Below are 23,519 nucleotides of genomic sequence, written 5' to 3' on the forward strand. Positions count from 1 at the left end.
CCCCTCCCAGCCCCCACGCCACGCCGGTGCGCCCTGCCAGGGTACATCGGGACCGCGAAGGCTGGTGGTCGCGGTCCGTCATCTCATGTGGGCTTCCGATTGCGGCTGGCGGCGATGCGCAGGCGCAGTGCGTTCAGGCGGATAAAGCCCTCGGCGTCCTTCTGATCGTAGGCGCCGGCATCGTCCTCGAAGGTGGCGATCGCGTCGTCGAACAGGGTGTCCTCGGAGCGGCGGCCGGCGACGATCACGTTGCCCTTGTACAGGCGCAGGCGCACCTCGCCGTTGACCACGCCCTGGGTGTCGTCGATCGCGGCCTGCAGCATGCGCCGCTCGGGGCTCCACCAGTAGCCGTTGTAGATCAGGCTGGCGTAGCGCGGCATCAGCTCGTCCTTCAGGTGCGCGGCCTCGCGGTCCAGGGTGATCGACTCCAGCGCACGGCGCGCCTTGAGCAGGATGGTGCCGCCCGGGGTCTCGTAGCAGCCACGCGACTTCATGCCGACATAGCGATTCTCGACAATATCCAGACGGCCAACACCGTGGGCCCCGCCACGCTCGTTCAGCTTCGCGAGCAGTTCCGCCGCACTCAGGCGCTCGCCATTGATCGAGACCGGGTCGCCCTTCTCGAAGCCGATGGTCAGCGTCTCGGATGCATCCGGCGCCGCCTCCGGGGAGACCGACCAGCGCCACATGTCCTCCTCGGCCTCGGTCCACGGGTCTTCCAGCGGCCCGCCCTCGTAGGAGATGTGCAGCAGGTTGGCATCCATCGAATACGGCGACTTGGTGCCCTTCTTGGCATAGTCCACCGGGATACTGTGCTGCTCGGCGTAGGCCATCAGGCGCTCGCGGGAATTCAGGTCCCACTCGCGCCAGGGGGCGATCACCTGGATGCCCGGCTTCAGCGCATAGGCCCCGAGCTCGAAGCGCACCTGGTCGTTGCCCTTGCCGGTGGCGCCGTGGGCGATGGCGTCGGCGCCGGTCTCCTCGGCGATCTCCACCATCCGCCGCGCGATCAGCGGCCGCGCAATCGAGGTGCCCAGCAGGTACTCGCCCTCGTAGATGGTGTTCGCGCGGAACATCGGGAACACGTAGTCGCGCACGAAGGTCTCGCGCAGGTCCTCGATGTAGATCTGCTTGACCCCCAGGGCCTCGGCCTTGGCGCGGGCCGGCTCGACCTCCTCGCCCTGGCCCAGGTCGGCGGTGAAGGTGATCACCTCGCAGCCATAGGTCTCTTCCAGCCACTTGAGGATGACCGAGGTATCCAGACCGCCGGAATAGGCGAGGACGACGCGATTGATCGAGGAGCTCATAAAAATGCCAATCCTTGTCTTAACGTGAAGATATAGTCGTTTTGGTGAACGGCGTCACTACCACGCCGGGGTACCGGAGGGCGCCGACGGCGCGGATACCGGGCGTTCGAGCGCTGCTGGGGCCGCCTCCGCCGAGGGCCCCTCCAGGCCCTGGCCCGGCTCCTGGGGCGCGCGATCTCGATCCAGCCACCAGATATCGCTGCGCCGCGACGCCGGGCGGGCACCTTCGGCGACCGGATCCACACCGGCCGCTTCGATCTCGATTCCCCGGGCCGGCACACCCGCTTCCACCAGGGCGTCCCGCACGGCCTCGGCCCGGCTGCGGCTAAGGCGACGGTTGAACGCCAGCGGCCCCGTGGCATCGGTCCAGCCCACGACCCGAACCCGGGGATTCTCTTCCGCCGTCAGGGTCCGCGCGGCCGCCTCCAGCTCCGCGCGTGCCTCGGCATCCAGACGATCACTGGCGGTCTCGAAGTAGACGCGCCAGCGATCCAACGCAGCCATTTCGGGGGCGGCGGCCGGGTCGGCCTGCCCCGCGCGGCAGGCGCGAAAGTCCTGTGCGCGCAGGGCAAACCGGATGCCGCGGAAGTGGACCGACCCGTCACCATCGGGAAAATCGATACGGACGTCGTGCCCCGCCAGCAAGCGTGCCTTCAGGGGCTGGACCATGCCCTGAGGGACCCGGAACAGCCGGGCTCCCCGGGCCTGCAGACGCAGATCCAGCGGGGCATGTGTAGCCGGCCGCAGCCATTCCGGAGCACCCGTGCGCAGACGCGGCGCGGCATCCTCCGGCATCGCATACGGGGCCTGCCAGAAGGCCGCGGTCACCAGCCCGGGGCGCTGATCGAGACGCAGCACCCCTCCGTGGCGCACGGTCTGCTCGATACGACAGGTGGCATCGTCCTCGACGAGTTGCCAGTCACTGCGCTCCAGCGGATCGCTGTAGGGTTCGGCGCCGGCCGTCGCCACGCCGACACCCAGCGCCAGGATGGGGAGTGCACGACGCAGCCACTGGCTCGGGCCGGCCATGAAGGTCTAGCGCTTCTTCGGCGGCAGGATATCGGTGATCGAGCCGTGCGCGACCTCGGCGGCGAAGGCCACCGTCTCGCTGAGGGTCGGGTGCGGATGCACGGTCAGGCCGATATCTTCCATCTCCGCCCCCATCTCCAGCGCCAGCATCGCCTCGCCGATCAGATCGCCGGCGGAGGGCCCAACCAGGCCGGCACCGATCACCCGACCCTCGGCGTCGAACAGCAGCTTGGTCATGCCGTCCTCGGCGCCCAGCGCGATCGCGCGACCGGAGGCGGCCCAGGGGAACACGCCCTTGGTGTATTCGATGCCGTCGGCCTTCGCCTGTTCCTCGGTCACGCCCATCCAGGCGACCTCCGGATGGGTATAGGCCACCGACGGGATCGCGCGCGCGTCGAAGTGCACCTTGTGCCCGGCGATCACCTCGGCCGCCACCTTGCCCTCGTGGGTGGCCTTGTGCGCCAGCATCGGCTGGCCGACCACGTCACCGATGGCGAAGATGTGCTCGACATTGGTGCGCTGCTGGCTGTCGACCTCGATAAAGCCGCGGTCGGTTACCTGCACGCCCGCCGCCTCGGCCTTGATCTTCGCACCGTTCGGGCTGCGCCCCACGGCGACCAGCACGCGGTCGAAGGTATCCTCTTCCGGCAGGCCCTTGGCCTCGCCCTCGAACTGGCAGACGATGCCGGCCTTGGTGGCCTTGGCCTCGGTCACCTTGCTCTTGAGGAAGATGTTCTCGAAACGCTTCTTCGCGCGCTTCTCGAACGGACGCACGATGTCGCGATCCGCCCCCGGCATCAGGGTGTCGGACAGCTCGACCACAGTCACCTTGCTGCCCAGCGCCTCGTACACGCAGGCCATCTCCAGACCAATGATGCCGCCGCCGACCACCAGCATGCGCTCGGGGATCTCCGCGAGATCCAGGGCGTCGGTGGAGTCCATCACCCGCTCGTCGTCCCAGGGGAAGCCGGGCAGCTTGATCGCCTGTGAACCGACCGCGATGATCGCGTGCTCGAAACCGATCACCTCGCGACCGTCATCGCCCTCAACCGCGATGCTGTTGGCGCCGACAAACTCGCCGACACCCTGCACCACGCGCACCTTGCGCTGCTTGCACAGCTGCTTGAGCCCGCCGGTCAGCTTCTTGACCGCGTTGCCCTTGTAGCCACGCAGTCCGTCGAGGTCGATCTCCGGCTCGCCGAACTTGATGCCCAGCGCGGCGAAGCGCTCGGCCTCGTGCAGCACCTCGCCGGCATGCAGCAGCGCCTTGGACGGGATGCAGCCAACGTTCAGGCAGACCCCACCGATCTGCGGGTAGCGCTCGACCATCACCACGTCCAGCCCCAGGTCCGCCGCACGGAAGGCGGCGGTGTAGCCGCCGGGGCCGGAGCCCAGCACCAGCACCTGGCACTGGCTGTCGGTATTCGGGTCGGCGGCCGCCTTGGGCGCGGCCTTCTGCGGCTCGCTCGCGGCGCCGGATTCCGCTTTGTCGGACTCGGTCTTGTCGCCGCCGGACACGGGGGCGTCATCGCTTCCGCCCGCGGCCTCGCCGCTGGCCTCAAGATCGAGGAGCTTGCTGCCCTGGGAGACCTTGTCGCCGACCTTCACGTGCAGCTTCTTCACGGTGCCGGCCTCGGGGGCGGGAACGTCGATGGTCGCCTTGTCGGACTCCAGCGTGATCAGCGGATCCTCCGGCGCAATCTCGCTGCCCGGCTGTACCAGGACCTCGATGATCTCGACGTCCTTGAAATCCCCGATATCCGGGACCTCGATGGTCTTGGTCTGGCTCATCCAGTCACTCCGGTTCGAATTGGCTTACAGCAACATGCGGCGCATGTCGGACAGCAGCGCGCTCAGCGTGGTGGCGAAGCGGGCGCCCAGGGCGCCGTCGATCACCCGGTGATCGTACGACAGCGCCAGCGGCAGGATCAGGCGCGGCTCGAACTCCTTGCCGTTCCAGACGGGCTTCATGCTGGAGCGCGACACACCGAGGATCGCCACCTCGGGGGCGTTCACGATCGGCGTGAACTGGGTGCCACCGATCCCGCCGAGGCTGGAGATGGTCAGGCAGCCGCCCTGCATGTCCGCGGGCTTGAGCTTCTTGTCGCGGGCGCGCTGAGACAGGTCCATCAGCTCGGAGGCGATGTCGACCAGGCTCTTGCGGTCGACGTCACGCACCACCGGGACGACCAGACCGTCCGGCGTGTCCACCGCGATGCCGAGGTTGTAGTACTGCTTCAGGATCAGGTTCTCGCCGGTCGCATCCAGCGAGGCGTTGAAGCGCGGGTACTGCTTGAGCGCGGAGACCACCGCCTTCATCAAAAACGGCAGGAAGGTGACCTTCACGCCCTTCTTCTCGTACTCGGCCTTCAGCGACTTGCGGAAGTCCTCGAGCTCGGTGATGTCCGCCTCGTCGAACTGGGTGACGTGCGGGACGGTGACCCAGTTGCGATGCAGGTTCTTGCCGGTGAGCTTGTTGATCTTCGACAGCGGCTGGGTCTCGATCGGACCGAACTCGGAGAAGTCGATCTCCGGCATCGGCTCCACGCCCAGGCCGCCGCCGGCACCCTGGCTCAGGGCGCGCTTCACAAAGCCCTGCACGTCCTCACGCAGGATGCGGCCCTTGCGCCCGGAACCCTCGACCTTGCTGAGGTCCACGCCCAGCTCGCGCGCGAACTTGCGTACCACCGGCGAGGCATGGGCCTTGCGGAAGGCCGACTCGTCACGGATGTGTTCGGTCGGCGACGGCCGCGGATCGGCCCGGTCGGCGGCCTTCGGGGCAGGCTGCGACTTCTCGGCCTCGGGGGCCGGCTCGGCCGGGGCCTCCGCGGAAGACGGCGCTTCCTGCTTCGGTGCCTCGTCCTTGGCGGAGGTGTCCTCGGCGGCACCCTCGTCGGAGGGCTCCAGTTCCAGGATCGGGTCGCCCTCGTTCACGCGGTCGCCGGCCTTTACCTTCAGCGCCTTCACGGTGCCGCCCTGCGGGGCGGGGATCTCGATGGAGGCCTTGTCGGATTCCAGCGTGATCAGCGGGTCCTCGGGGGAAACGGTGTCCCCCGGGCTGACGATGACCTCGATGATCTCGACGTCCTTGAAGTCGCCGATATCCGGGACGTGCACAGTAGTCGTGTTGCTCATGTCTGCTCCTGCCTCGGGTCCGGCGGCCTCAGGCCTGCAACGGGTTGGGCCGTTCGACGTCGATCTTGTACTTCTTGATCGCGTCACTCACGGTCTTGACCTCGACGGTCCCGGCATCGGCCAGGGCCTTCAGGGCCGTGACCGCGATGTGGTAGCGATCCACCTCGAAGTGGCGGCGCAGCGCGGCGCGGGTATCCGAACGGCCGAAGCCGTCGGTCCCCAGCACACGGTAGTCGGCCGGCACAAAGGCACGGATCTGGTCGGCATAGGCCTGCACGTAGTCGGTCGCGGCGACCACCGGCGCATCCGAATCACCCAGGCATTCCTCCACCCAGGATGTGCGCGGTTTGGCGTCCGGGTGCAGGCGCGCATGGCGCTCGGCATCGCGGCCGTCGCGGGCCAGTTCGTTGAAGCTGGTCGCGCTCCAGACCTCGGCGGCCACGCCGAAGTCCTGGTCCAGCAGTTCGGCGGCGGCAATGGCCTCGCGCAGGATGGTACCGGAGCCCAGCAGGCGCACCTTCTTTTTCTTGCGCCCGCCGGCCTGCAGCCGGTACAGGCCGCGGCGGATGCCTTCCTCGGCGCCCTTCGGCATGGCCGGCTGCGGGTAGTTCTCGTTCATCACGGTGATGTAGTAGAAGACGCTTTGCTGCTCCGCGTACATGCGGCGCATGCCGTCCTGCACGATCACCGCCAGCTCAAAGGCGAAGGTCGGGTCGTAGGCGATGCAGTTGGGCACGTTGGCGGCCATCATCAGGCTGTGGCCGTCATCGTGCTGCAGGCCCTCGCCGGCCAGCGTGGTGCGCCCGGCAGTCGCCCCCATCAGGAAGCCGCGGGCACGCATGTCGCCGGCGGCCCAGATCAGGTCGCCAACGCGCTGGAAGCCGAACATCGAATAGAAGATGTAGAACGGCACCATCGCCACGCCATGCGTGGAATAGGACGTGGCCGCCGCGATCCAGGAGGACATGGAGCCGGCCTCGTTGATCCCCTCTTCCAGGATCTGGCCCTTCTTGTCCTCCTTGTAATACATCACCTGGTCCTTGTCCTGCGGCTCGTAGAGCTGGCCGACCGAGGAGTAGATCCCCAGCTGACGGAACAGCCCTTCCATGCCGAAGGTGCGCGCCTCGTCGGGCACGATCGGGACGATGTTCTTGCCGATCTTCTTGTCGCGCGCGAGCAGGGTCAGCAGACGCACGAAGGCCATGGTGGTGGACATCTCGCGCTCGCCGGAGGCCTCCAGCAGACCATTGAAGGCATCCAGCCCCGGGATCTCCAGCGGGGTGGCCAGCGGGCGGCGCACCGGCAGGTAGCCGCCGAGGTCCTTGCGCCGCTCGTGCATGTACTTCATCTCGTCGGAGTCGGGGTCCGGCTTGATGTACTCGGCCTTCTCCACCTGCTCGTCCGACAGCGGGATATTGAAGCGGTCGCGGAACTGCTTCATGTCGTCCGCGTCCATCTTCTTCTGGCTGTGGGTGCGGTTCTGCGCCTCGCCCGCCGCGCCCATGCCGTAACCCTTCACCGTGTGCGCGAGGATCACGGTCGGCTGGCCCTTGTGCTCGGCCGCCGCCTTGTAGGCCGCATAGACCTTGACCGGGTCATGGCCGCCGCGATTCAGGCGCCAGATGTCCTCGTCGGACATGTTGGCCACCATGCGCTTGAGCTCGGGGTACTTGCCGAAGAAGTGCTCGCGCACGTAGGCGCCGTCGCGCGACTTGTAGTTCTGGTAGTCGCCGTCGACCGCCTCCATCATGCGTTTCTGCAGCAACCCGTCGGTATCCTTGGCCAGCAGCGGGTCCCAGTAGCGACCCCACAGCACCTTGACCACGTTCCAGCCGGCACCGCGGAAGATCGCCTCCAGCTCCTGCACGATCTTGCCATTGCCACGCACCGGGCCGTCCAGACGTTGCAGGTTGCAGTTCACCACCCAGGTCAGGTTGTCCAGCTTCTCGCGCGAGGCCAGCGTGATCGCGCCCAGGGTCTCCGGCTCGTCCACCTCGCCGTCGCCGACAAAGCTCCAGACGCGACGGTTCTCGGTCTGCGCCAGGCCGCGATCCTGCAGATAGCGCATGAAACGCGCCTGGTAGATGCTCATGATCGGGCCCAGGCCCATGGACACGGTCGGGAACTGCCAGAAGTCCGGCATCAGCCACGGATGCGGGTAGGAGGACAGGCCCTTGCCATCGACCTCGCGACGGAAGTGGTCCAGCTGCTCCTCGCTCAGGCGGCCCTCCATGAACGCGCGGGCGTAGATCCCCGGCGAGGAATGCCCCTGGGCAAACAGCAGGTCGCCACCATGATCGTGCGACGGGGCATGCCAGAAGTGGTTGAAGCCGACGTCATACAGCGTGGCGGCGGACGCGAAGGTCGCGATATGCCCGCCCAGCTCGGCCGAGGCACGGTTGGCCTTGACCACCATCGCCATCGCGTTCCAGCGGATGTAGGAACGGATGCGGTGCTCCACCGCGCCGTCGCCCGGATACTCGGGCTCCAGGTGGGTGGGGATGGTGTTCACATAGGCGGTATTGGCGGAGTACGGCAGGTAAGCCCCGCTGCGGCGCGCCTTGTCGACCAGCCGCTCGAGGAGGGCATGCGCCCGCTCGGGGCCATCCGTCTCCAGCACGGAGGCCAGGGCGTCGATCCACTCCTGGGTCTCCTGCGGGTCGATATCGTGTTCGGTCGCGTTCGGGTCCATGCGCTCTACCCCTGAAAACGGGTTGGAAATCGGGTTGCCACTAAAGGGCCGGGCCACCGGGCGGTCGGGCATTTGCTACCATGCGCCGGTGTCGGGCGGGCATAAAAGGCGCAAGTATCCCGACTGTGCCGCCAACAGGTCAAGCGAAAGCCTTCTATGGCGCCGATCGTCGGGGAAAACTGAGGGAACGTGCGCAATCCGCACCCATTCCGCCCGAACCTATGGAAGCTGGACCCGTACCCGACCCGGCACCGTCCACATCCCGAACCAACGCCCCGCGCGAAACCGAGTACCCCAATGCCCGAATCCCTGCAGCTGGACCCCAACCACCGCCCGATGGCGAACCGCTTCCGCGGCTTTCTTCCGGTGGTCGTCGACGTGGAAACCGGTGGTTTCGACTGCCGCCGGCATGCCCTGCTGCAGATCGCCGCGGTGTTCCTGCGTCGCGACGCGAACGACCACCTGGTGCGCGAGCGCACGGTGAGCCTGCATGTGCGCCCGTTCGAGGGCTCGGAACTGGACCCGAAGTCACTGGAAGTAAACGGGATCGACCCCTACCACCCGCTGCGGGCGGCCTGGCCGGAGGATCAGGCCATGGGCAAGCTGTTCAGCGAGGTACGCCGGGAGGTCAAGGTGAACCACTGCAAGCGCGCGGTCCTGGTGGGGCACAATGCCCACTTCGACCTGGGCTTCGTGCACGCGACGGCGGAACGCTGCGGCATCAAGCGCAACCCGTTCCACCCGTTCTCCAGCCTGGACACGGTATCGCTGGCGGCCCTGGCCTTCGGCCAGACCGTTCTGGCGCGCGCGGCGGATGCCGCGGGGCTGGGATGGGATACGGAGGCCGCCCACAGCGCCTCCTTCGACGCGGAAAAGACGGCGGACATCTTCTGCCAGATCGCGAACCGCTGGCAGGACGGGGTCGGCGTACCGGCGAACGCCCTGCGCCTGCCCGATCCGGAAGAACTGCCACCAGGCAGCTGAGCCCGACGTCGCCCCCGTCATGACGAGGCGCCGCAGGGTCGGTGGCACAAAAGCGCGAAGGGCATTGAAAGGCCGCGGGGGCCACCCACGGAGATCGCCACGCCGCTGCGCGGCTCACGATGACACAACCGCAACCCCGTCATTGCGAACCCCGAAGGGGTGAAGCAATCTCCCGGCGCGCGGGCACGAAGCGGGAGCAGGTGGCCACGTCAGGAGATCGCCACGGCCCCGGACGGGGCCTCGCGATGACGGATCTCGGGTGTGCCGCAGCCAGCGGAGCGGCTGCGGCACAAGCCGCTTTAGCTCGCGGCGCGCTTGGCGTGGGCCTCGTCGACCATCTTCTTCAGCTCGCCGCTCTCGAACATCTCGAGGGTGATGTCGCAGCCGCCGATCAGTTCGCCGTCGATATAGACCTGGGGGAAGGTCGGCCAGTCGGCGAAACGCGGCAGGTTCTGCATAACCTCCTGGTCCGCGATCACGTTCACGTAGCCGAATTCCTGGTCGCAGCGCTTCAGCGCCTCCACTGCACGGCTGGAGAAGCCGCACATGGGGAACTGCGGGGTGCCCTTCATGAAGATCACCACCGGGTTGTCTTCCACCTGCTGGCGGATACGATCCATTACGTCCATTACTGTACTCCGAGATTGGGTGCCGAACGGGGCGCCAGGCGGCAGGGCCCGGCGCCCCCGGGTCAATTCCTAGTATAACGCTCAGACATTGAAGCGGAAATGTACCACGTCGCCTTCCTTGAGCACGTATTCCTTGCCCTCGAGGCGCCATTTCCCCGCGTCCTTCGCGCCCTGCTCGCCGTTGTGGGCCACGAAGTCGTCGTAACCGACCACCTCGGCACGGATGAAACCGCGCTCGAAATCGGTGTGGATCACCCCGGCCCCCTGCGGCGCGCTGGAGCCCTGGCGCACGGTCCAGGCGCGGACTTCCTTCTCGCCGGCGGTGAAAAATGTTTGCAGGCTCAGCAGGCGATAGGCGGTGCGGATCACCCGGTCCAGCCCCGGCTCTTCCAGCCCCAGATCGGCCAGAAATTCCGCGCGCTCCTCCGGGTCGAGCACCGCGATCTCCGCTTCGATGGCAGCGCAGACACTGACTACCTCGGCACCCTCCTCGGCCGCGCGGGCCTGCACTGCCTCCACCATCGCGTTACCCCCGGCAAGCGAGGCCTCGTCGACATTGGCGATGTACATCAGCGGCTTGAGGGTCAACAGATGCAGGTCGTACAGTGCCCGGCGCTCGTCCTCGTCCAGATCCTGGGCCCGCGCAGGAATCCCCTGATCCAGGCCGGCCCCGACCTTCTCGGCGGCCTTGAGCTGGGCGATCGCGGTCTTGTCCTGCGACTTGGCCGCCCGTTCCAGACGCTTCAGCGCCTTGTTCACGGTCTCCAGATCCGCCAGCATCAACTCGGTGCTGATGGTCTCGATGTCGGCGATCGGATCGACCTTGCCGGCGACATGCACAATGTCGTCGTCCTCGAAGCAGCGCACCACCTGCGCGATGGCGTCGGTCTCGCGGATATGCGCCAGAAACTGGTTGCCCAGCCCCTCGCCCTGGGCCGCCCCGGCCACCAGCCCGGCAATGTCCACGAACTCGACCGTGGTGGGAAGCGTGCGCTGGGGCTTCACGATCTCGCTCAGCCGGGTCAGGCGCGGATCCGGGACCTCCACCACACCCACGTTCGGGTCGATGGTGCAGAAGGGATAGTTCTCCGCGGCGATCTCCGCACGCGTGAGGGCATTGAACAGGGTGGACTTGCCGACGTTCGGCAGACCCACGATCCCGCATTTAAGACTCATCGGGTTTCCTCGGAATTCGTGGCCGGCTTCGTGCTGCCGCCATGCAGATTGCGCACCGCCTCGTCCCAGCGCCCGGCTACCAGCGCAGGCACCTGATCCAGGGCCTTGTCGATGGCTTCCTCGATCGCCTGCGTGTCGGCCTTGCCGGGACGATCCAGCACGAAGGGCACCACATCATCGCGATGCCCCGGGTGGCCGATGCCGACCCGCAGCCGAGCGTAGTTCGGGCCGCCCAGGTGTCGATGCAGATCCCGCAGGCCATTGTGGCCGCCATGCCCGCCACCCATTTTCAGCCGCACCACGCCCGGATCGAGGTCCAGTTCGTCGTGGACGATCAGGATAGCCTCGGGGGGTATACGGTAGAAATCGGCGCACTTGCGCACCGGCAGGCCGCTCTTGTTCATGAAGCTCATGGGCTTGAGCAGCCAGCAGTCGCCCGTGGGCAGGTTGAGGCGGGCCGCCTCGCCATCGAAGCGGCTCTCGGGGCGAAAGTCCACGCCATGCCGGCGGGCCAGGGTGTCCACAAACCAGAAACCCGCGTTATGCCGGGTTTCGGCATAACGCGGGCCCGGGTTGCCCAGCCCGACCACCAGACGGATCGGTTCGGGTTGGATCGCCATCGTTCAGGCGGCAAGCCGCAGGGGCTTACTCCTTGTCCCCGGACTCCGACTCGTCGCCGGAGGCCTCTTCGCCACCCGCGGCTTCCTCGCCACCTTCGGCCTCGGCAGCCTCGCCTTCCTCGACCTCTTCTTCCTCGGTCTTGGCGGCGCGCGGCAGCAGGACGCTGACCACGGCGTAGTCGTATTCCTCGCCATGCATCAGCGCGACACTCTGCACGCCTTCCGGCAGCTTCAGCTCGGAGATATGCAGGGTGTCGCCGACATCCATCTCGACGACATCGATATCGATGGACTCGGGCAGATCGCCCGGCAGGCACTCGACCTCGAGCTCGTTGATCATGCGGCTGACCATGCCGCCGCCCAGCTTCACGCCCTTGGCCTCTTCCTCGTTATGGAAGTGCAGCGGCACGCTGACGCGGATCGGCTGGTTGGCGCTCACGCGCATCAGGTCGACGTGGTAGATGGTCGGCTTGAACGGATGGCGCTGCACGTCGCGCAGGATCGCCTTCTCGGTCTTGCCGTCCAGCTTCACGCTGAGGATGTGCGAGTAGAACGCGTCTTCCTTCAGGTTATGGACCATCGCGTTGTGATCCAGCGTGATGGCCACGGCGTCCTTGTCCGCCCCGTACAGGATGGCGGGCAGCTTGCCGGCGCGACGCAGGCGGCGGCTCGCACTCGAACCCTGTTCGTCACGCTTCTCGGCTTCAATGGTAAAGCTCATGCTCATTGCTACAGTCTCCAAAATGAAAGGCGCTTCACCCGAAGCGCCCTGAACACACCCCGCCCGCGACCAGGCGGGGCGCTGAAGGGAGGCGAACCTCCCGAAATCTTCCGGCTAGCTCAAGACGGCTAGGGAGACGCTGAAAAATCAGCGTCTCCCTAGTCCATGAACAGCGAACTGACGGATTCCTCGCGGTTGATGCGGCGGATGGTCTCCGCCAGCATCTCCGCCACCGACAACTGCCGGATCTTGTCGCAGCTCTGCGCGTTGGGCTGCAGGGCCAGCGTGTCGGTCACCACAAGCTCGTCAAGCGCCGAACCGTTTATGTTATCAATTGCCGCGCCAGAAAGCACGGGGTGCGTGGCGTAGGCCATCACCGAGTGCGCCCCGTGTTCTTTCAGGGCCTTTGCGGCCTGGCACAGCGTGCCGGCGGTATCCACCAGGTCATCGATGATGATGCAGGACTTGCCGCGCACATCACCGATGATGTGCATCACCTCCGACTCGTTCGCGCGCGGGCGGCGCTTGTCGATGATCGCCAGGTCGGCGTCGTCCAGCCGCTTGGCGATCGCGCGGGCGCGCACCACCCCGCCGACATCCGGCGACACCACGGTCAGATCGCCCGAGACATGTCGCCAGACATCGCCCAGCAGTACCGGCGAGGCATAGATGTTGTCTACCGGGACGTTGAAGAAGCCCTGCACCTGGTCGGCGTGCACGTCGATCGTCAGCACACGGTCCGCGCCGACCGCCTCGATCATGTTCGCGACCACCTTGGCCGAGATCGGCACCCGCGCCGAGCGCACGCGCCGATCCTGGCGCGCGTAGCCGAAATACGGGATCACCGTGGTAATGCGGCCGGCCGAGGCGCGGCGCAGCGCATCCACCATGATCACCAGCTCCATGATGTTCTCGTTGGTTGGCTGGCCGGTCGGCTGGATCAGGAACACGTCGCGACCGCGGACGTTCTCCAGCAGCTCGACCTGCACCTCGCCATCACTGAAACGTCCGACGATGGCCTTGCCCATGGGCAGCCCCAGGTGCTCGGCAACGGCCTGGGCGAGACGCGGGTTCGCATTGCCCGCGAAGATCATCATGCGATTCTTGTCGACCACGGTTCGTCCCGGTCTGGATGGAGTGGGGCGGGCTGCGATATCGCCCGGGCCCCAGTATAGACCCCGGTGCTGGGCCGGGGTCTTGGTAGCTGATGACCCGTACCAACGGCGCGGATCAGGTTGTATGGCTGGGCCGGCAGGATGATGGCGCTGCGCGCCACCCTTCGGGCGCCACCTGCGGTGGCGTGCTCTCGCGGCTACGCCGCTCGAGTCGAACCCGGTTCTCATCCTGTCGGCCCTTTGGCCGGTGCCGCGGCGCCATGCGCCGCGGTTTCGTTGTATGGCTGGGCCGGCAGGATTCGAACCTGCGCATGGCGGGATCAAAACCCGCTGCCTTACCGCTTGGCTACGGCCCAATAACTCGCTGGACTCTATTGTACTGCCTGGCCGGCATCGTGCCCGGTCCATCCCGCGGATCGGCGGCGCCGATCCGGGCCGGCAGGATGATGGCGCTGCGCGCCACCCTTACGGGCCGTCACCTTCGGCGACGGTCGGTCGCGGCTGCGCCGCTCGCGTCGAACCTGGCGCTTAGCGGGATCAAAACCCGCTGCCTTACCGCTTGGCTACGGCCCAATAACTCTGGACTCATTCTGTCTCCACACCGCCTGGAGGCAGCCAGGCCCGCAGGGGCGACACGTTTACCAGCGGTGTCACCCAGCTGCGCCACGGAGCCGGCTGCGCGGACTGCGCCGCCCCAGCTGCCGCTTCGTCGGGGAAGACCCCGAACACGCAACCGCCACTCCCACTCAGGCGCGCCCGCGGCGTCTGCTCCGCCAGCCAGTGCAGCGCCCGATCCACCTCGGGATAACGAGCCCGCACAACCGGTTCGAACACGTTGACGAACCGGCTGGCGTCGACGGCGGACGAAATTGTCTCGGTGGGGCAGTCGCGTGTCAATTCCGCACACCCGAACATCGTCCCGGTGGCGACCGAAACCCCAGGGTCGATCAGCAGGATCCAGCCGGTATCCGGGGCCACGGCCGTGAGCCGCTCGCCCACACCCTCGGCCCAGGCTGCCTGGCCGACCACGAACACCGGTACGTCGGCACCCAGCTCCAGGCCGATCCCCACCAGCTGCTCGACATCACACCCCAGCTCGAACAGGGCATTCAAGGCCACCAGCGTGGTGGCGGCATCGGAACTGCCGCCCCCCAGGCCACCGCCCACCGGGATCCGCTTGTCGAGATGGATACGCACGCCAAATGGGGTCTTCGCCACCCGGGCCAGGCGCCGGGCCGCGCGCAGGCACAGGTTGTCGGCCCCGTCGATGGCCGCGCCCGCCATCTCGAAGCGCCCCGCCGGCAGGGGCTCGAAGCGCAGGCGATCCTCCAGCCCGAGGAACTGGAACACCGTCTGCAGCTCGTGATAGCCGTCCGCCCGCCGGCCGGTGATATGCAGGAATCGATTGATCTTGGCGGGCGCGGGAAAAGTGGTGTCGAAGGCCCCGCCCGCGACGGCAGCGGTCATGACGGATCACCACCAAGCTGCCAGCGACCGATGCGGGCCCGCAATTCCACCCCTTCGCGCTCCAGCACCATGGTGACCGGCATCGCCAGGCCGTCGATTTCCTCGAACTCGTTGTACTCGATGGTCCAGCCGGACTGGTGGATCTCCAGTGGCCGGCCGTCCGCGTCGACATCCAGCTGGTACGAGGCCTCGGGGTGGAGCAGGCCACGCACCCAGTAGACCATGCCGCTGACCGGGATCGACTCGCCCAGGACCCGCGCGACGAGCGCATCCGGGTCCTGCGCCTGGAAACGCTCGCCGGACCGGGTCACCAGCAGCGCGCGCCCGCTTTCGGACAGCGTCAGCCGACCACCACCGCGCCCCATCGGGCCGGACAGGTCCAGCACGTGCTGACCTTCCTGCACCCGCCAGTTGAGCTGGGCGGACCAGTATTCCTCGCCGGAGGCCAGCCCCAGGCGCGCGACCAGTCGCCAGCTGTCCAGCGCCTCCAGCTGTGCGGTGCGGGCCTCGAAAGCGGCCTCGGCGGCCGGCGAGGTATCCGCCTCTGGCAGGGGCGCGGCACAGCCACCCAGCAGAAGACCCAGGCCGACCAGCAGACCGGCCAGCCTCGCCCCGCCCGCAAGATCCCCGGGCTTCCGCATCCCCGCAGCCCGGATCATTCGATCAGGTCGTTGCGTACGCGCTGCAGGCGTTCATGATCGGGCTCGCGCTCCAGCGCAGCCTCGAGGATCTCCCGCGCCTCGTCGCGCGCACCACGTTCCCAGAGGACGACGGCCAGATTGCTGGCGATCTCGCCGTCGTCCGACAGCGAGTACGCCCGGCGAAGCTGCGTCTCGGCCTCCTCCAGCCGGCCCAGGCGGTACAACACCCAGCCGTAGCTGTCGATGATGGCGGCATCGTCCGGCTCCTGCTCGTAGGCACGCAGGATCAGGTCATAGGCCTCTTCATACCGCTCGGTGCGATCCGCCAGGGTGTACCCCAGCGCGTTCAGGGCCGCGACGTTCTCGGGATCGGACTCGAGGATCGTGCGGAAATCGGCCTCGGCGGCCGCGATGTCGTCTTCGCGCTCGTGGACCAGACCCCGCAGGTACAGCAGCCGGGTATCCCCGGGGAACTGCACCAGCCCGCGATTCAGCCGGGCGCGTGCCTCGGCATAGTCGCCGATCTCGCGCAGTGCGTTCGCCTCCGCCAGATAGGCGCGCCGGGCCAGATCGTCGTCCACGCCCTGCTGCATCGGCGCAAACAAGTCGCGCGCCGCTTCCTGGCCGTCGTGCCGCAGCGTCAGGCGCGCACTGCGCAGGCGTGCATCATCGGCGTGATCGCCCCCCTCTACACGACCATAGGCGGCCAGGGCGGCGTCCGGCTCGTCGGCCATCTCGTGCAGCCGACCGAGGTAGTACGCGACATCGTTCTCGCGCTCCCCCAGTGCGTCCAGACGTTCCAGGTAATCCCGGGCCGGCCCCAACTGCTCCGCCTCCAGGTTCATCAGGGCCAGCGCCAGCAGGAGCTGGGTATCCTCCGGCGCCAGCTCCACCAGGCGATCCATCTCCTCGCGGGCGAAGGCGTCATCCTCCATTTCGGTCAGGACGCGCGCATAGCCCAGCCGGGCCTCGCGGCTCTCCGGGTGCGCCTCCACCGTCGCGCGCAGGGTCTCGATTGCGGCGTCCTCCTGCCCGGCCTCGCTCTGGGCCCGCGCATGCAGCAGCTGCAGCGGCACCGAATCCGGGAAGCGCTCGCGGGCCGGCCCGGTCACCGCCAGCACCTCCTCGCCCGGCTCGCCGAAGCGGAGCGCGGCCTCGGCCAGTACACGGTGGACACCGACATCGTCGCTGCGCCGCTCGGCGAGCAGCCGCATGGTCTCCAGGGCGGCGGCCTGATCCTGGGCCTGGCCGATCACGCCGCCCAGCGTGGCGTTGGGGTCGCCACCCTGCACCACCACCCGATTCATCAGCGAATCCAGCTGTTCGGCCGCCTGTTCGGCATCCCCCGCATTGATCCGCAGCACCGTCGAGACCTGGCTGGCCTCCATGCTCTCCGGCGCGAGCCGCAGCCAGCGGTCGGCCGACCGCTGGGCCTGCTCGTGATCGCGCGCAAACAGCGCGATGCGCGTGGCGCGTTCGGCAATGGCGGGGTCGTCGCTCAGCAGAGCCGCCGCCCCGTAGTAGCGCGCGGCCTCGGCATGCTCGCCGGAACGCACCGCGATCTCGGCGGCCAGCACGCTGAACATCAGCGCGGCCTCCGGATCCTCGGTCTGCATCAGCGGGAGCACCTCGGGGCGATCCGACTCCGGCGGTTCCGAGGCATCCAGTTGGGTGTGCGCGCAGCCCGCCAGGGAAAGCACGGCGGTCAGCGCGAGCAGGCTTCGAATCATCTTGTATCCAGTCGGCATCAGCACGGGCATACCGGGTGGGACGGGCCAGGCAGCTGCGGGGTTCCATCCCCGCCGCAATCCAACGCAAGCCTACAGCACAGTACACTATCGGGAAATTCGGCCACGCGCCCGCGTTTTCCGGCACAATACGCGCCAGCATGCTGTTCACTCTCGGGATCAATCACAAGACGGCACCGGTCGCCATTCGCGAACGGCTCTCCGTCAACGAGCACGAGCTCGGCGAGGCCCTGCACTCGCTGCGCTCCGGCGTGCTGCTGCCGGAAACCGCGATCCTGTCGACCTGCAACCGCACCGAGGTCTACTTCCGCGAGGGCGACCCCCACAGCGAACAGCGCGTGCTCGACTGGATCGGCGGCTACCACGGCATCGACCGCGACGAACTGAAGCCCTACCTCTATCTGCACCACGACGGCTCCGCCGTGCGCCACACCCTGCGCGTGGCCAGCGGGCTGGACTCCATGGTCCTGGGCGAGCCGCAGATCCTGGGACAGATGAAGACCGCCTACCAGCATGCCCACGACGCCGGCACGCTGGGGCGCTCGCTGGAACGGCTGTTCCAGCACGCCTTCGCCACCGCCAAGGACGTACGCACCCAGACCGCCATCGGCCAGAGCGCCGTCTCGGTCGCCTTCGCCGCGGTCTCGCTGGCACGCCAGATCTTCGGCGACCTGAAGCCCCTGACCGCGCTGGTCATCGGTGCCGGCGAGACCATCGAACTGGCCCTGCAGCACCTCTCCGGTGGCGGCATTGGCAACGTGATCGTGGCCAACCGCACGGTCGAGCGCGCCCGCGCGGTGGCCGGGCGTTTCGACGCCGAGGCCATCAGCCTCGACCAGCTCCCGGACCGCCTGGCCGATGCCGACATCGTGATCTCCTCCACCGCCGCGCCGCTGCCCATCCTGGGCAAGGGGGCGGTGGAACGCGCCCTGCGCAAGCGGCGCCACAAGCCGATGTTTATGGTGGACATCGCCGTGCCGCGCGACATCGAGCCCGAAGTCGGCCAGCTCGAGGACGTCTACCTCTACACCGTCGACGACCTGCAGGAGGTCATCGACGAAAACATGGCCTCGCGCCAGGCCGCGGCCGAACAGGCCGAAGAGATCATCACCCAGCGCGCCGGCGAATTCATGCGCTGGCTGCGGGCCCGCGACTCGGTGGACAGCATCCGCCAGCTGCGCCAGCGCGCCGACAGCGTGAAGGCGGAAGCCCTGGCGAAGGCCGAGGCGATGCTGCGCGCCGGCAAGTCGCCGGAGGAGGCGATGCAGCTCCTGGCGCACAACCTGACCAACAAGCTGATGCACGCCCCCTGCAAATCGCTGAACACCGCGGCCCACGAGGGCGACGCCCGCCTGCTGGAGGCCGCGCACCGCCTGTTCCAGCTACCGGCCCCGGAAGACGACCCCGGCAACGATCCCGACTCCGGCACCCATTCGTGAAGGCCTCGTTCCGCACCAAGCTCGAGGGCCTGGCCGAGCGCCACGCCGAGATCGCGCAACTGCTGGCCACCCCGGATGCCGCCGAGGACCCGGACCAGCTGCGTCGTCTGTCCCAGGAATACAGCCAGCTGGAGCCGGTCGCCGAGGCCTGGAAGGCCTGGCACGAAAACCACGCCGCACTGGACGAGGCGCGCGCGATGCTCGCGGAGGACGACCCCGAACTGCGTGCGATGGCCGAGGCCGAGATCGAGGCCCTGACCGAGCAGACCGAGGCCCTGGAGGCCGAGCTCTACCGCCACCTGATCCCGAAGGACCCGCACGACAACGCCAACGTGTTCCTCGAGATCCGCGCCGGCACCGGCGGTGACGAGGCCGCGCTGTTCGCCGGCGACCTGCTGCGCATGTACACCCGCTACGCCGAGCAGAAGAACTGGAAGCTGGAGATCCTCAGCGCCAGCGAAGGCGAACATGGCGGCTACCGCGAGGTGATCGGGCGCCTGGCCGGTCAGGGCGCCTACTCGCGACTCAAGTTCGAATCCGGCGCCCATCGCGTGCAGCGCGTCCCCGAGACCGAATCCCAGGGCCGCATCCACACCTCCGCCGCGACCGTCGCCATCCTGCCGGAACTGGAGGAGGTCGAGATGCCGGAGATCAACCCGGCCGACCTGCGCGTGGACACCTTCCGCGCCTCCGGCGCCGGGGGCCAGCACGTCAACAAGACCGACTCCGCGGTGCGCCTGACCCACCTGCCCACCGGCATCGTGGTCGAGTGCCAGGAAGAACGCTCGCAGCACAAGAACCGCGCCAAGGCCATGACCTACCTGGCCGCGCGCATGTTCGAGGCCGAACGCGAGGCCCAGGCCACCGCGCAGAGCGCGGAACGCAAGGGCCTGGTCGGCAGCGGCGACCGCTCCGAGCGCATCCGCACCTACAACTTCCCGCAGGGCCGCGTAACCGACCACCGCATCAACCTGACCCTGTACAAGCTGGAACAGGTGATGGCCGGTGATCTCGACCCGGTCATCGACCCGCTGATCCACGAATACCAGGCCGAGCAGCTCGCCACCCTCTCCGAAACGTAATGGAAACCCCGGCCACGCTGGACAGCCTGCTGCGGGACCTGCGTGCCCGCCTGGAGGCCGCCGGGATCGAGGCGCCCGGACTCGAGGCCCGCATGCTGCTGGGCGCCGCCACCGGCCTGGACACCGCGCAGCTGATCGCCCACGGCACCGACCCCGCCACGGCCGAACAGGCCGCCCGCGCCGACACGCTCTGCCAGCGCCGCTGCGCCGGCGAACCGATGGCCCACATCCTCGGCCGACGCAGCTTCTGGACACTGGACCTGGGCGTCTCCCACGCCTGCCTGATCCCGCGCCCCGAAACCGAGCTGCTGGTGGAACAGGCCCTCCTGGCCATCGACACGCTCGCAACCGACACCCCCTGGGTGCTGGACCTCGGCACCGGCCCCGGTACCATCATCCTGGCACTGAAAAGCGAACGCCCGCGCATCCGGGCCTTCGCCAGCGACCGCAGTCATGCGGCGCTGCAACAGGCGCAGACCAACGCGCGCGACCTGGGGCTGCCGGTCGGGCTGTGGCAGGGCGACTGGCTGGACGCGCTGACGCCAACGGCAGGGCTGGACATCATCACCTGCAACCCGCCGTACATCGACCCGGATGATCCGCACCTGACCCGTGGCGACCTGCGCTTCGAACCGCGCTCGGCCCTGGCGGCGGACGCCCATGGCCTGGCCGACCTGTACCGGGTGATCGATACCGCCCGGCCCCACCTGAATCGCGGCGGATGGCTGCTGCTGGAACACGGCTTCGATCAGGGCCCGGCCGTGCGGGACCGCCTGCAACAGGCGGGCTACCGGGCGATCCGGACCTTGAGGGACCCCGCCGGCCAGGAACGGACCACGCTGGGGATGCACTGACCTTGGGCGACCACTGAATCAGTTGGCGCTTGCAACCATCACGAAAAAGCCCCGGCCAGGGGCCGGGGCTCGCGTTGCATCAGGCTGCGTCCGGATCAGAGCGGCAGGCGCAGGTGCAGGTTGACCGAGCCGCTGGGCGAAGAACGGTGGCGGTAGCGGCTCGAGCGGTTGTCATAGTAGTGGTAGTGATGATGCTCGTAGCTGCGCGAGTGCTTGTGGTGGCCGCGGCCGCGGTGTTTCGCGCGCTTGGCCTGCTTGTGGCCGTGGGCACCCGGGTGGCCGCGGTAGTGCTTGTACCCCCGAGAATGTCCATGCCGCACAGGCTGCAGCGCGGCGGCATCGAAGCTGGCGGCACCCGCCGCCTGCATCGGGCCGGTGACCGGATGGGCCGCATGGGTGGGGGCGGCCAGGGCAAGCGCCAGCAAAGCCGCAGGTACCAGAATCGTGAGTCGCTTCATAAGTGATCCCTCCTTCCATTCGGGTCGTCCGCGCGCTCCTCAGGAGCGTCGACCGACCCGTGGTTGTGGCAGGATTGCCAGGATTCAGCCTATTCCGCGTTCCTGAACGGTACCCAACTGAGGCCGCCGGCGAGCGTGACGCCGGTTACAATTTCGGCCTTTCTCCGGAGACCTGCTCCATGGATGACGACCAGCTCCTGCGGTACAGCCGCCAGATCATGCTCCCCGGCGTGGGGGTGGAGGGTCAGGAGGCCCTGCAGCAGGCGCATGCGGTGATCATGGGACTGGGCGGGCTGGGCTCTCCGGTCGCCGCCTATCTGGCGGCGGCCGGCGTGGGCCGCCTGACCCTTGTGGACCCGGACCACGTCGAGGTGACCAACCTGCAGCGCCAGATCCTGCATACCGATGCCGACATCGGCCGCGACAAGGTCGCCTCGGCGACCGACCGCATCGCCGCGATGAACCCCGCCTGCCGGGTGGAGGCGCGCGCCGAACGTCTCGACGACGCGGCCATGCGCCGGCTGTTCGCCGACGCCGACGCGGTCCTGGACGGCACGGACAACTTCGCCGCCCGCGGGGCCATCAACCGGGCCGCGCTGGCAGCCGGCACGCCACTGGTCTCCGGCGCCGTGATCCGTTTCGAGGGGCAGCTGACCACCTTCGACTACCGCGATCCCGAGGCGGCCTGCTACCACTGTCTCTACGGCGAAGGGGGCGGCGACGAGGACACCTGCGCCGCAAACGGGGTGCTGGCCAGTCTGCCCGGCGTGGTCGGCAGCCTGCAGGCCACCGAGGCGCTGAAGCTGCTGATGGGCCTGCCGACCCTGAGCGGCCGGCTGCTGATCCTCGACGGACTGGCCATGCAGTTCCGGGAGATTCGCCTGCGGCGCGACCCCGGCTGCCCCGCGTGTGGCCACCGCCACGCCCCGTCCTGAACCCGGGGCAACCCCGATTCAGGCGCAGGAGCGCGGATTAAACGGCAGGACCTTGCCGGAGGCCGCCGGCGGCCCGGCCTCGGCCAGTGCGGCCGCGAGCTCCGGCTCCATCGCCGACAGGGTGCGGTTCATCACCATGCTGGCCATGGCGTGGAACAGCAGCAGTTCGCAGGCCACTGGGCGATGCAGGCTGCGCCGCCCCCGGGAGTGAAAGGCGGTCCAGGCGACCACCGGCATATCGTTCAGCACCCGGTCGACCACAATCCACGCATCGCGCTGGAGGATCAGGTCGAGATGCTTCAGCCCCGGCGGCGACAGGCGCACCTCCGGCCCCAGACGGGCCAGGGCACGCCGCACCTGGTTGAAGTAACGCGCCTCCACCAGCCAGCCGGGGCGGACATCCAGGGTCGGGATTTCGGTATGCCGGGAATACATTGCGCCCCCGTCTGCGAACGCTTCTAGATCAGTCCTGCTTCTATAGCAAGACCACGGGCGCTCGGGGGCTCGGCCCGCGCCCGGCCGGCGACCGGGGGTCACGGCGGGCTAACGAGAGGGTGCGGCGGGAGGGCCGCAAAGGGCTGACTACTGACGGGTGTCCGGGGTCGGGGGCTGGGTACCCTCGGCGGCGCAGAGGGCCTCGGCATCGACCGGGTCGAAGTGGTAGTGGGCGTTGCAGAATTCGCAGGTCACATCCACCGCGCCCTGCTCCTCGATGATGCCGCGGATCTCGTCACGGCCGAGGCTGCGCAGGGTCTCGCCGATACGCTCACGGGAACACGGGCAGTGAAAACTGACGCCCGTGCCGTCGAACAGGCGCACGCGCTCTTCGGCGAACAGCCGGCCCAGCAGCGTGCCGGCATCCAGCTCCAGCAACTCCTCGGCGGTGGTGGTCTCGGCCAGGATCGTCGCGCGGTTCCATGCCTCCGAGTCCCGCGTGACCGCATCGCCGCCCTCGCCCGGGAGCGCCTGCAACAGCATGCCGGCCGCGGACTCCGACCCGCTGGCCAGCCACAGCCGGGTCGGCAGCTGCTCCGAACGCTCGAAGTAGACATTCATGGCATCCGCGAGGGTCTCGCCCTCCAGCTCGACCACGCCCTGGTAGCGCTCGCCACCGTCGCCGGGGTCCAGCGTCAGCATCAGCCGCGCGTCCTCGCCGGCGCACTCGGCCAGTGTGGCGCCCTCGGGCGGCGTCTCGCGAAAGCGGGCGAGCCCGCGCAGCCGGCCCTGGCCATCGGCCTGGGCCACGATCATGTGCACGGGGCCGGGACCGGTCACCTGCAGGATCAACGAGCCATTGAACTTGAGCGTGGCCGCGGTCAGGGCCACGGCCGCATAGGCCTGGCCCAGCAGATCGCGCACCACGGGCGGGTACTCGTGGCGCTGCAGCAGGGCCTGCCAGGCGGCGTCGAGGTGCACCCATTCACCACGCACCCCGGCCTCCTCCAGCATGAAGCGATGCAGGGTGTCGGCCTCACGCATGGGATTGC

General features: G+C 68.1%; 21 protein-coding genes, 1 tRNA gene and 1 other RNA gene. 5 read left to right on the plus strand and 18 right to left on the minus strand.

The window, feature by feature from the left end; translation table 11 throughout:
• Positions 1-83 precede the first annotated feature (83 nt).
• The 5 genes from C996_RS0102205 to aceE are packed head-to-tail and all read right to left on the minus strand — an operon-like array spanning position 84 to position 8,163.
• The gene (locus tag C996_RS0102205; protein WP_018865838.1) at positions 84-1,307 is read right to left on the minus strand and encodes an argininosuccinate synthase; all 1,224 of its coding nucleotides are present in this window, start codon (positions 1,305-1,307) and stop codon (positions 84-86) included.
• A 57-nt stretch (positions 1,308-1,364) separates the two neighbouring features.
• Positions 1,365-2,336 (minus strand): OmpA family protein, encoded by a 972-nt coding sequence (locus C996_RS0102210; protein WP_018865839.1) that lies wholly within the window; start codon positions 2,334-2,336, stop codon positions 1,365-1,367.
• Positions 2,337-2,342: 6 nt separating this feature from the next.
• Positions 2,343-4,127: a dihydrolipoyl dehydrogenase gene (gene lpdA, locus C996_RS0102215; RefSeq protein WP_018865840.1), complete on the minus strand. Its 1,785-nt coding sequence runs from the start codon at positions 4,125-4,127 to the stop codon at positions 2,343-2,345.
• A 24-nt stretch (positions 4,128-4,151) separates the two neighbouring features.
• Positions 4,152-5,558, minus strand: coding sequence for a dihydrolipoyllysine-residue acetyltransferase (gene aceF / locus C996_RS0102220; RefSeq protein WP_081618648.1), 1,407 nt, complete (start codon positions 5,556-5,558; stop codon positions 4,152-4,154).
• A complete protein-coding gene (aceE, locus tag C996_RS0102225) occupies positions 5,500-8,163 on the minus strand; it encodes a pyruvate dehydrogenase (acetyl-transferring), homodimeric type (protein ID WP_018865842.1) in 2,664 nt (887 codons plus the stop codon). Before aceE ends, aceF begins: the two co-directional genes overlap by 59 nt.
• Before the next feature lie 297 nt (positions 8,164-8,460).
• Between aceE and rnt the strand changes: the two genes are divergently transcribed.
• Positions 8,461-9,147, plus strand: a complete 687-nt coding sequence (gene rnt / locus C996_RS0102230; protein ID WP_018865843.1) for a ribonuclease T — start codon at positions 8,461-8,463, stop codon at positions 9,145-9,147.
• 299 nt (positions 9,148-9,446) lie between these two features.
• Here rnt and grxD read toward each other — a convergent pair whose 3' ends face one another.
• The 10 genes from grxD to C996_RS0102280 all read right to left on the minus strand — a co-directional run bounded on the left by grxD (position 9,447) and on the right by C996_RS0102280 (position 17,276).
• Positions 9,447-9,776 (minus strand): Grx4 family monothiol glutaredoxin, encoded by a 330-nt coding sequence (gene grxD / locus C996_RS0102235; protein ID WP_017940669.1) that lies wholly within the window; start codon positions 9,774-9,776, stop codon positions 9,447-9,449.
• 81 nt (positions 9,777-9,857) lie between these two features.
• Positions 9,858-10,952 carry a redox-regulated ATPase YchF gene (gene ychF, locus C996_RS0102240; RefSeq protein WP_019592956.1) on the minus strand — a complete coding sequence of 365 codons (1,095 nt, stop codon included), beginning with the start codon at positions 10,950-10,952 and terminating at the stop codon, positions 9,858-9,860.
• Positions 10,949-11,572, minus strand: coding sequence for an aminoacyl-tRNA hydrolase (gene pth, locus C996_RS0102245; protein WP_018865845.1), 624 nt, complete (start codon positions 11,570-11,572; stop codon positions 10,949-10,951). Before pth ends, ychF begins: the two co-directional genes overlap by 4 nt.
• Before the next feature lie 25 nt (positions 11,573-11,597).
• Positions 11,598-12,299: a 50S ribosomal protein L25/general stress protein Ctc gene (locus tag C996_RS0102250; protein ID WP_019592791.1), complete on the minus strand. Its 702-nt coding sequence runs from the start codon at positions 12,297-12,299 to the stop codon at positions 11,598-11,600.
• Between the two features lie 152 nt (positions 12,300-12,451).
• The gene (locus tag C996_RS0102255; RefSeq protein WP_196799341.1) at positions 12,452-13,390 is read right to left on the minus strand and encodes a ribose-phosphate diphosphokinase; all 939 of its coding nucleotides are present in this window, start codon (positions 13,388-13,390) and stop codon (positions 12,452-12,454) included.
• A 143-nt stretch (positions 13,391-13,533) separates the two neighbouring features.
• Positions 13,534-13,657: non-coding RNA, RtT sRNA (locus C996_RS13945), on the minus strand.
• 32 nt (positions 13,658-13,689) lie between these two features.
• A tRNA-Gln gene (locus C996_RS0102260) sits at positions 13,690-13,764 on the minus strand.
• Positions 13,765-13,993: 229 nt separating this feature from the next.
• A complete protein-coding gene (ispE, locus tag C996_RS0102270) occupies positions 13,994-14,875 on the minus strand; it encodes a 4-(cytidine 5'-diphospho)-2-C-methyl-D-erythritol kinase (RefSeq protein ID WP_018865848.1) in 882 nt (293 codons plus the stop codon).
• A complete protein-coding gene (lolB, locus tag C996_RS0102275) occupies positions 14,872-15,516 on the minus strand; it encodes a lipoprotein insertase outer membrane protein LolB (protein WP_018865849.1) in 645 nt (214 codons plus the stop codon). Before lolB ends, ispE begins: the two co-directional genes overlap by 4 nt.
• A gap of 14 nt (positions 15,517-15,530) precedes the next feature.
• Entirely contained in the window at positions 15,531-17,276 is a 1,746-nt protein-coding gene (locus C996_RS0102280; protein ID WP_018865850.1) for a tetratricopeptide repeat protein, read from the minus strand.
• A 128-nt stretch (positions 17,277-17,404) separates the two neighbouring features.
• Between C996_RS0102280 and hemA the strand changes: the two genes are divergently transcribed.
• From hemA to prmC, 3 genes are read left to right on the plus strand one after another with little or no spacing between them, the layout of a single operon-like run.
• Entirely contained in the window at positions 17,405-18,703 is a 1,299-nt protein-coding gene (hemA, locus tag C996_RS0102285; protein WP_018865851.1) for a glutamyl-tRNA reductase, read from the plus strand.
• Complete coding sequence (gene prfA / locus C996_RS0102290; RefSeq protein ID WP_018865852.1) at positions 18,700-19,785, plus strand: peptide chain release factor 1; 1,086 nt, start codon at positions 18,700-18,702, stop codon at positions 19,783-19,785. The genes hemA and prfA overlap by 4 nt, the downstream gene beginning before the upstream one ends.
• Positions 19,785-20,639 carry a peptide chain release factor N(5)-glutamine methyltransferase gene (gene prmC / locus C996_RS0102295; RefSeq protein ID WP_018865853.1) on the plus strand — a complete coding sequence of 285 codons (855 nt, stop codon included), beginning with the start codon at positions 19,785-19,787 and terminating at the stop codon, positions 20,637-20,639. Before prfA ends, prmC begins: the two co-directional genes overlap by 1 nt.
• A gap of 95 nt (positions 20,640-20,734) precedes the next feature.
• On the opposite strand, the gene C996_RS0102300 is transcribed toward prmC, so the two are convergent.
• Positions 20,735-21,097 carry a hypothetical protein gene (locus C996_RS0102300; RefSeq protein WP_018865854.1) on the minus strand — a complete coding sequence of 121 codons (363 nt, stop codon included), beginning with the start codon at positions 21,095-21,097 and terminating at the stop codon, positions 20,735-20,737.
• Between the two features lie 179 nt (positions 21,098-21,276).
• Here C996_RS0102300 and C996_RS0102305 point away from each other — a divergent pair, with 179 nt between their 5' ends.
• On the plus strand, positions 21,277-22,032 hold the full coding sequence (locus tag C996_RS0102305; protein WP_018865855.1) for a molybdopterin-synthase adenylyltransferase MoeB: 756 nt from the start codon (positions 21,277-21,279) through the stop codon (positions 22,030-22,032).
• Between the two features lie 18 nt (positions 22,033-22,050).
• Here C996_RS0102305 and C996_RS0102310 read toward each other — a convergent pair whose 3' ends face one another.
• Positions 22,051-22,467, minus strand: a complete 417-nt coding sequence (locus C996_RS0102310; RefSeq protein WP_018865856.1) for a hypothetical protein — start codon at positions 22,465-22,467, stop codon at positions 22,051-22,053.
• 147 nt (positions 22,468-22,614) lie between these two features.
• Entirely contained in the window at positions 22,615-23,511 is an 897-nt protein-coding gene (gene hslO / locus C996_RS0102315; protein ID WP_018865857.1) for an Hsp33 family molecular chaperone HslO, read from the minus strand.
• Positions 23,512-23,519 lie beyond the last annotated feature (8 nt).

This window comes from Thioalkalivibrio sp. ALE25 (genome assembly GCF_000377285.1).
Taxonomy (GTDB): Bacteria; Pseudomonadota; Gammaproteobacteria; order Ectothiorhodospirales; family Ectothiorhodospiraceae; genus Thioalkalivibrio.

Excerpts from the sequence above, each read along its gene's own strand:
- C996_RS0102280 (WP_018865850.1), bottom strand. The coding sequence starts at position 17,276 with ATGCCCGTGCTGATGCCGACTGGATACAAGATGATTCGAAGCCTGCTC.
- C996_RS0102310 (WP_018865856.1), bottom strand. The coding sequence starts at position 22,467 with ATGTATTCCCGGCATACCGAAATCCCGACCCTGGATGTCCGCCCCGGC.
- grxD (WP_017940669.1), bottom strand. The coding sequence starts at position 9,776 with ATGGACGTAATGGATCGTATCCGCCAGCAGGTGGAAGACAACCCGGTG.
- C996_RS0102205 (WP_018865838.1), bottom strand. The coding sequence starts at position 1,307 with ATGAGCTCCTCGATCAATCGCGTCGTCCTCGCCTATTCCGGCGGTCTG.
- pth (WP_018865845.1), bottom strand. The coding sequence starts at position 11,572 with ATGGCGATCCAACCCGAACCGATCCGTCTGGTGGTCGGGCTGGGCAAC.
- hslO (WP_018865857.1), bottom strand. The coding sequence starts at position 23,511 with ATGCGTGAGGCCGACACCCTGCATCGCTTCATGCTGGAGGAGGCCGGG.
- C996_RS0102305 (WP_018865855.1), top strand. The coding sequence starts at position 21,277 with ATGGATGACGACCAGCTCCTGCGGTACAGCCGCCAGATCATGCTCCCC.
- lolB (WP_018865849.1), bottom strand. The coding sequence starts at position 15,516 with ATGCGGAAGCCCGGGGATCTTGCGGGCGGGGCGAGGCTGGCCGGTCTG.
- C996_RS0102300 (WP_018865854.1), bottom strand. The coding sequence starts at position 21,097 with ATGAAGCGACTCACGATTCTGGTACCTGCGGCTTTGCTGGCGCTTGCC.
- C996_RS0102250 (WP_019592791.1), bottom strand. The coding sequence starts at position 12,299 with ATGAGCATGAGCTTTACCATTGAAGCCGAGAAGCGTGACGAACAGGGT.
- aceE (WP_018865842.1), bottom strand. The coding sequence starts at position 8,163 with ATGGACCCGAACGCGACCGAACACGATATCGACCCGCAGGAGACCCAG.
- C996_RS0102210 (WP_018865839.1), bottom strand. The coding sequence starts at position 2,336 with ATGGCCGGCCCGAGCCAGTGGCTGCGTCGTGCACTCCCCATCCTGGCG.
- ychF (WP_019592956.1), bottom strand. The coding sequence starts at position 10,952 with ATGAGTCTTAAATGCGGGATCGTGGGTCTGCCGAACGTCGGCAAGTCC.
- rnt (WP_018865843.1), top strand. The coding sequence starts at position 8,461 with ATGCCCGAATCCCTGCAGCTGGACCCCAACCACCGCCCGATGGCGAAC.
- ispE (WP_018865848.1), bottom strand. The coding sequence starts at position 14,875 with ATGACCGCTGCCGTCGCGGGCGGGGCCTTCGACACCACTTTTCCCGCG.
- C996_RS0102255 (WP_196799341.1), bottom strand. The coding sequence starts at position 13,390 with ATGATGATCTTCGCGGGCAATGCGAACCCGCGTCTCGCCCAGGCCGTT.
- hemA (WP_018865851.1), top strand. The coding sequence starts at position 17,405 with ATGCTGTTCACTCTCGGGATCAATCACAAGACGGCACCGGTCGCCATT.
- lpdA (WP_018865840.1), bottom strand. The coding sequence starts at position 4,127 with ATGAGCCAGACCAAGACCATCGAGGTCCCGGATATCGGGGATTTCAAG.
- prmC (WP_018865853.1), top strand. The coding sequence starts at position 19,785 with ATGGAAACCCCGGCCACGCTGGACAGCCTGCTGCGGGACCTGCGTGCC.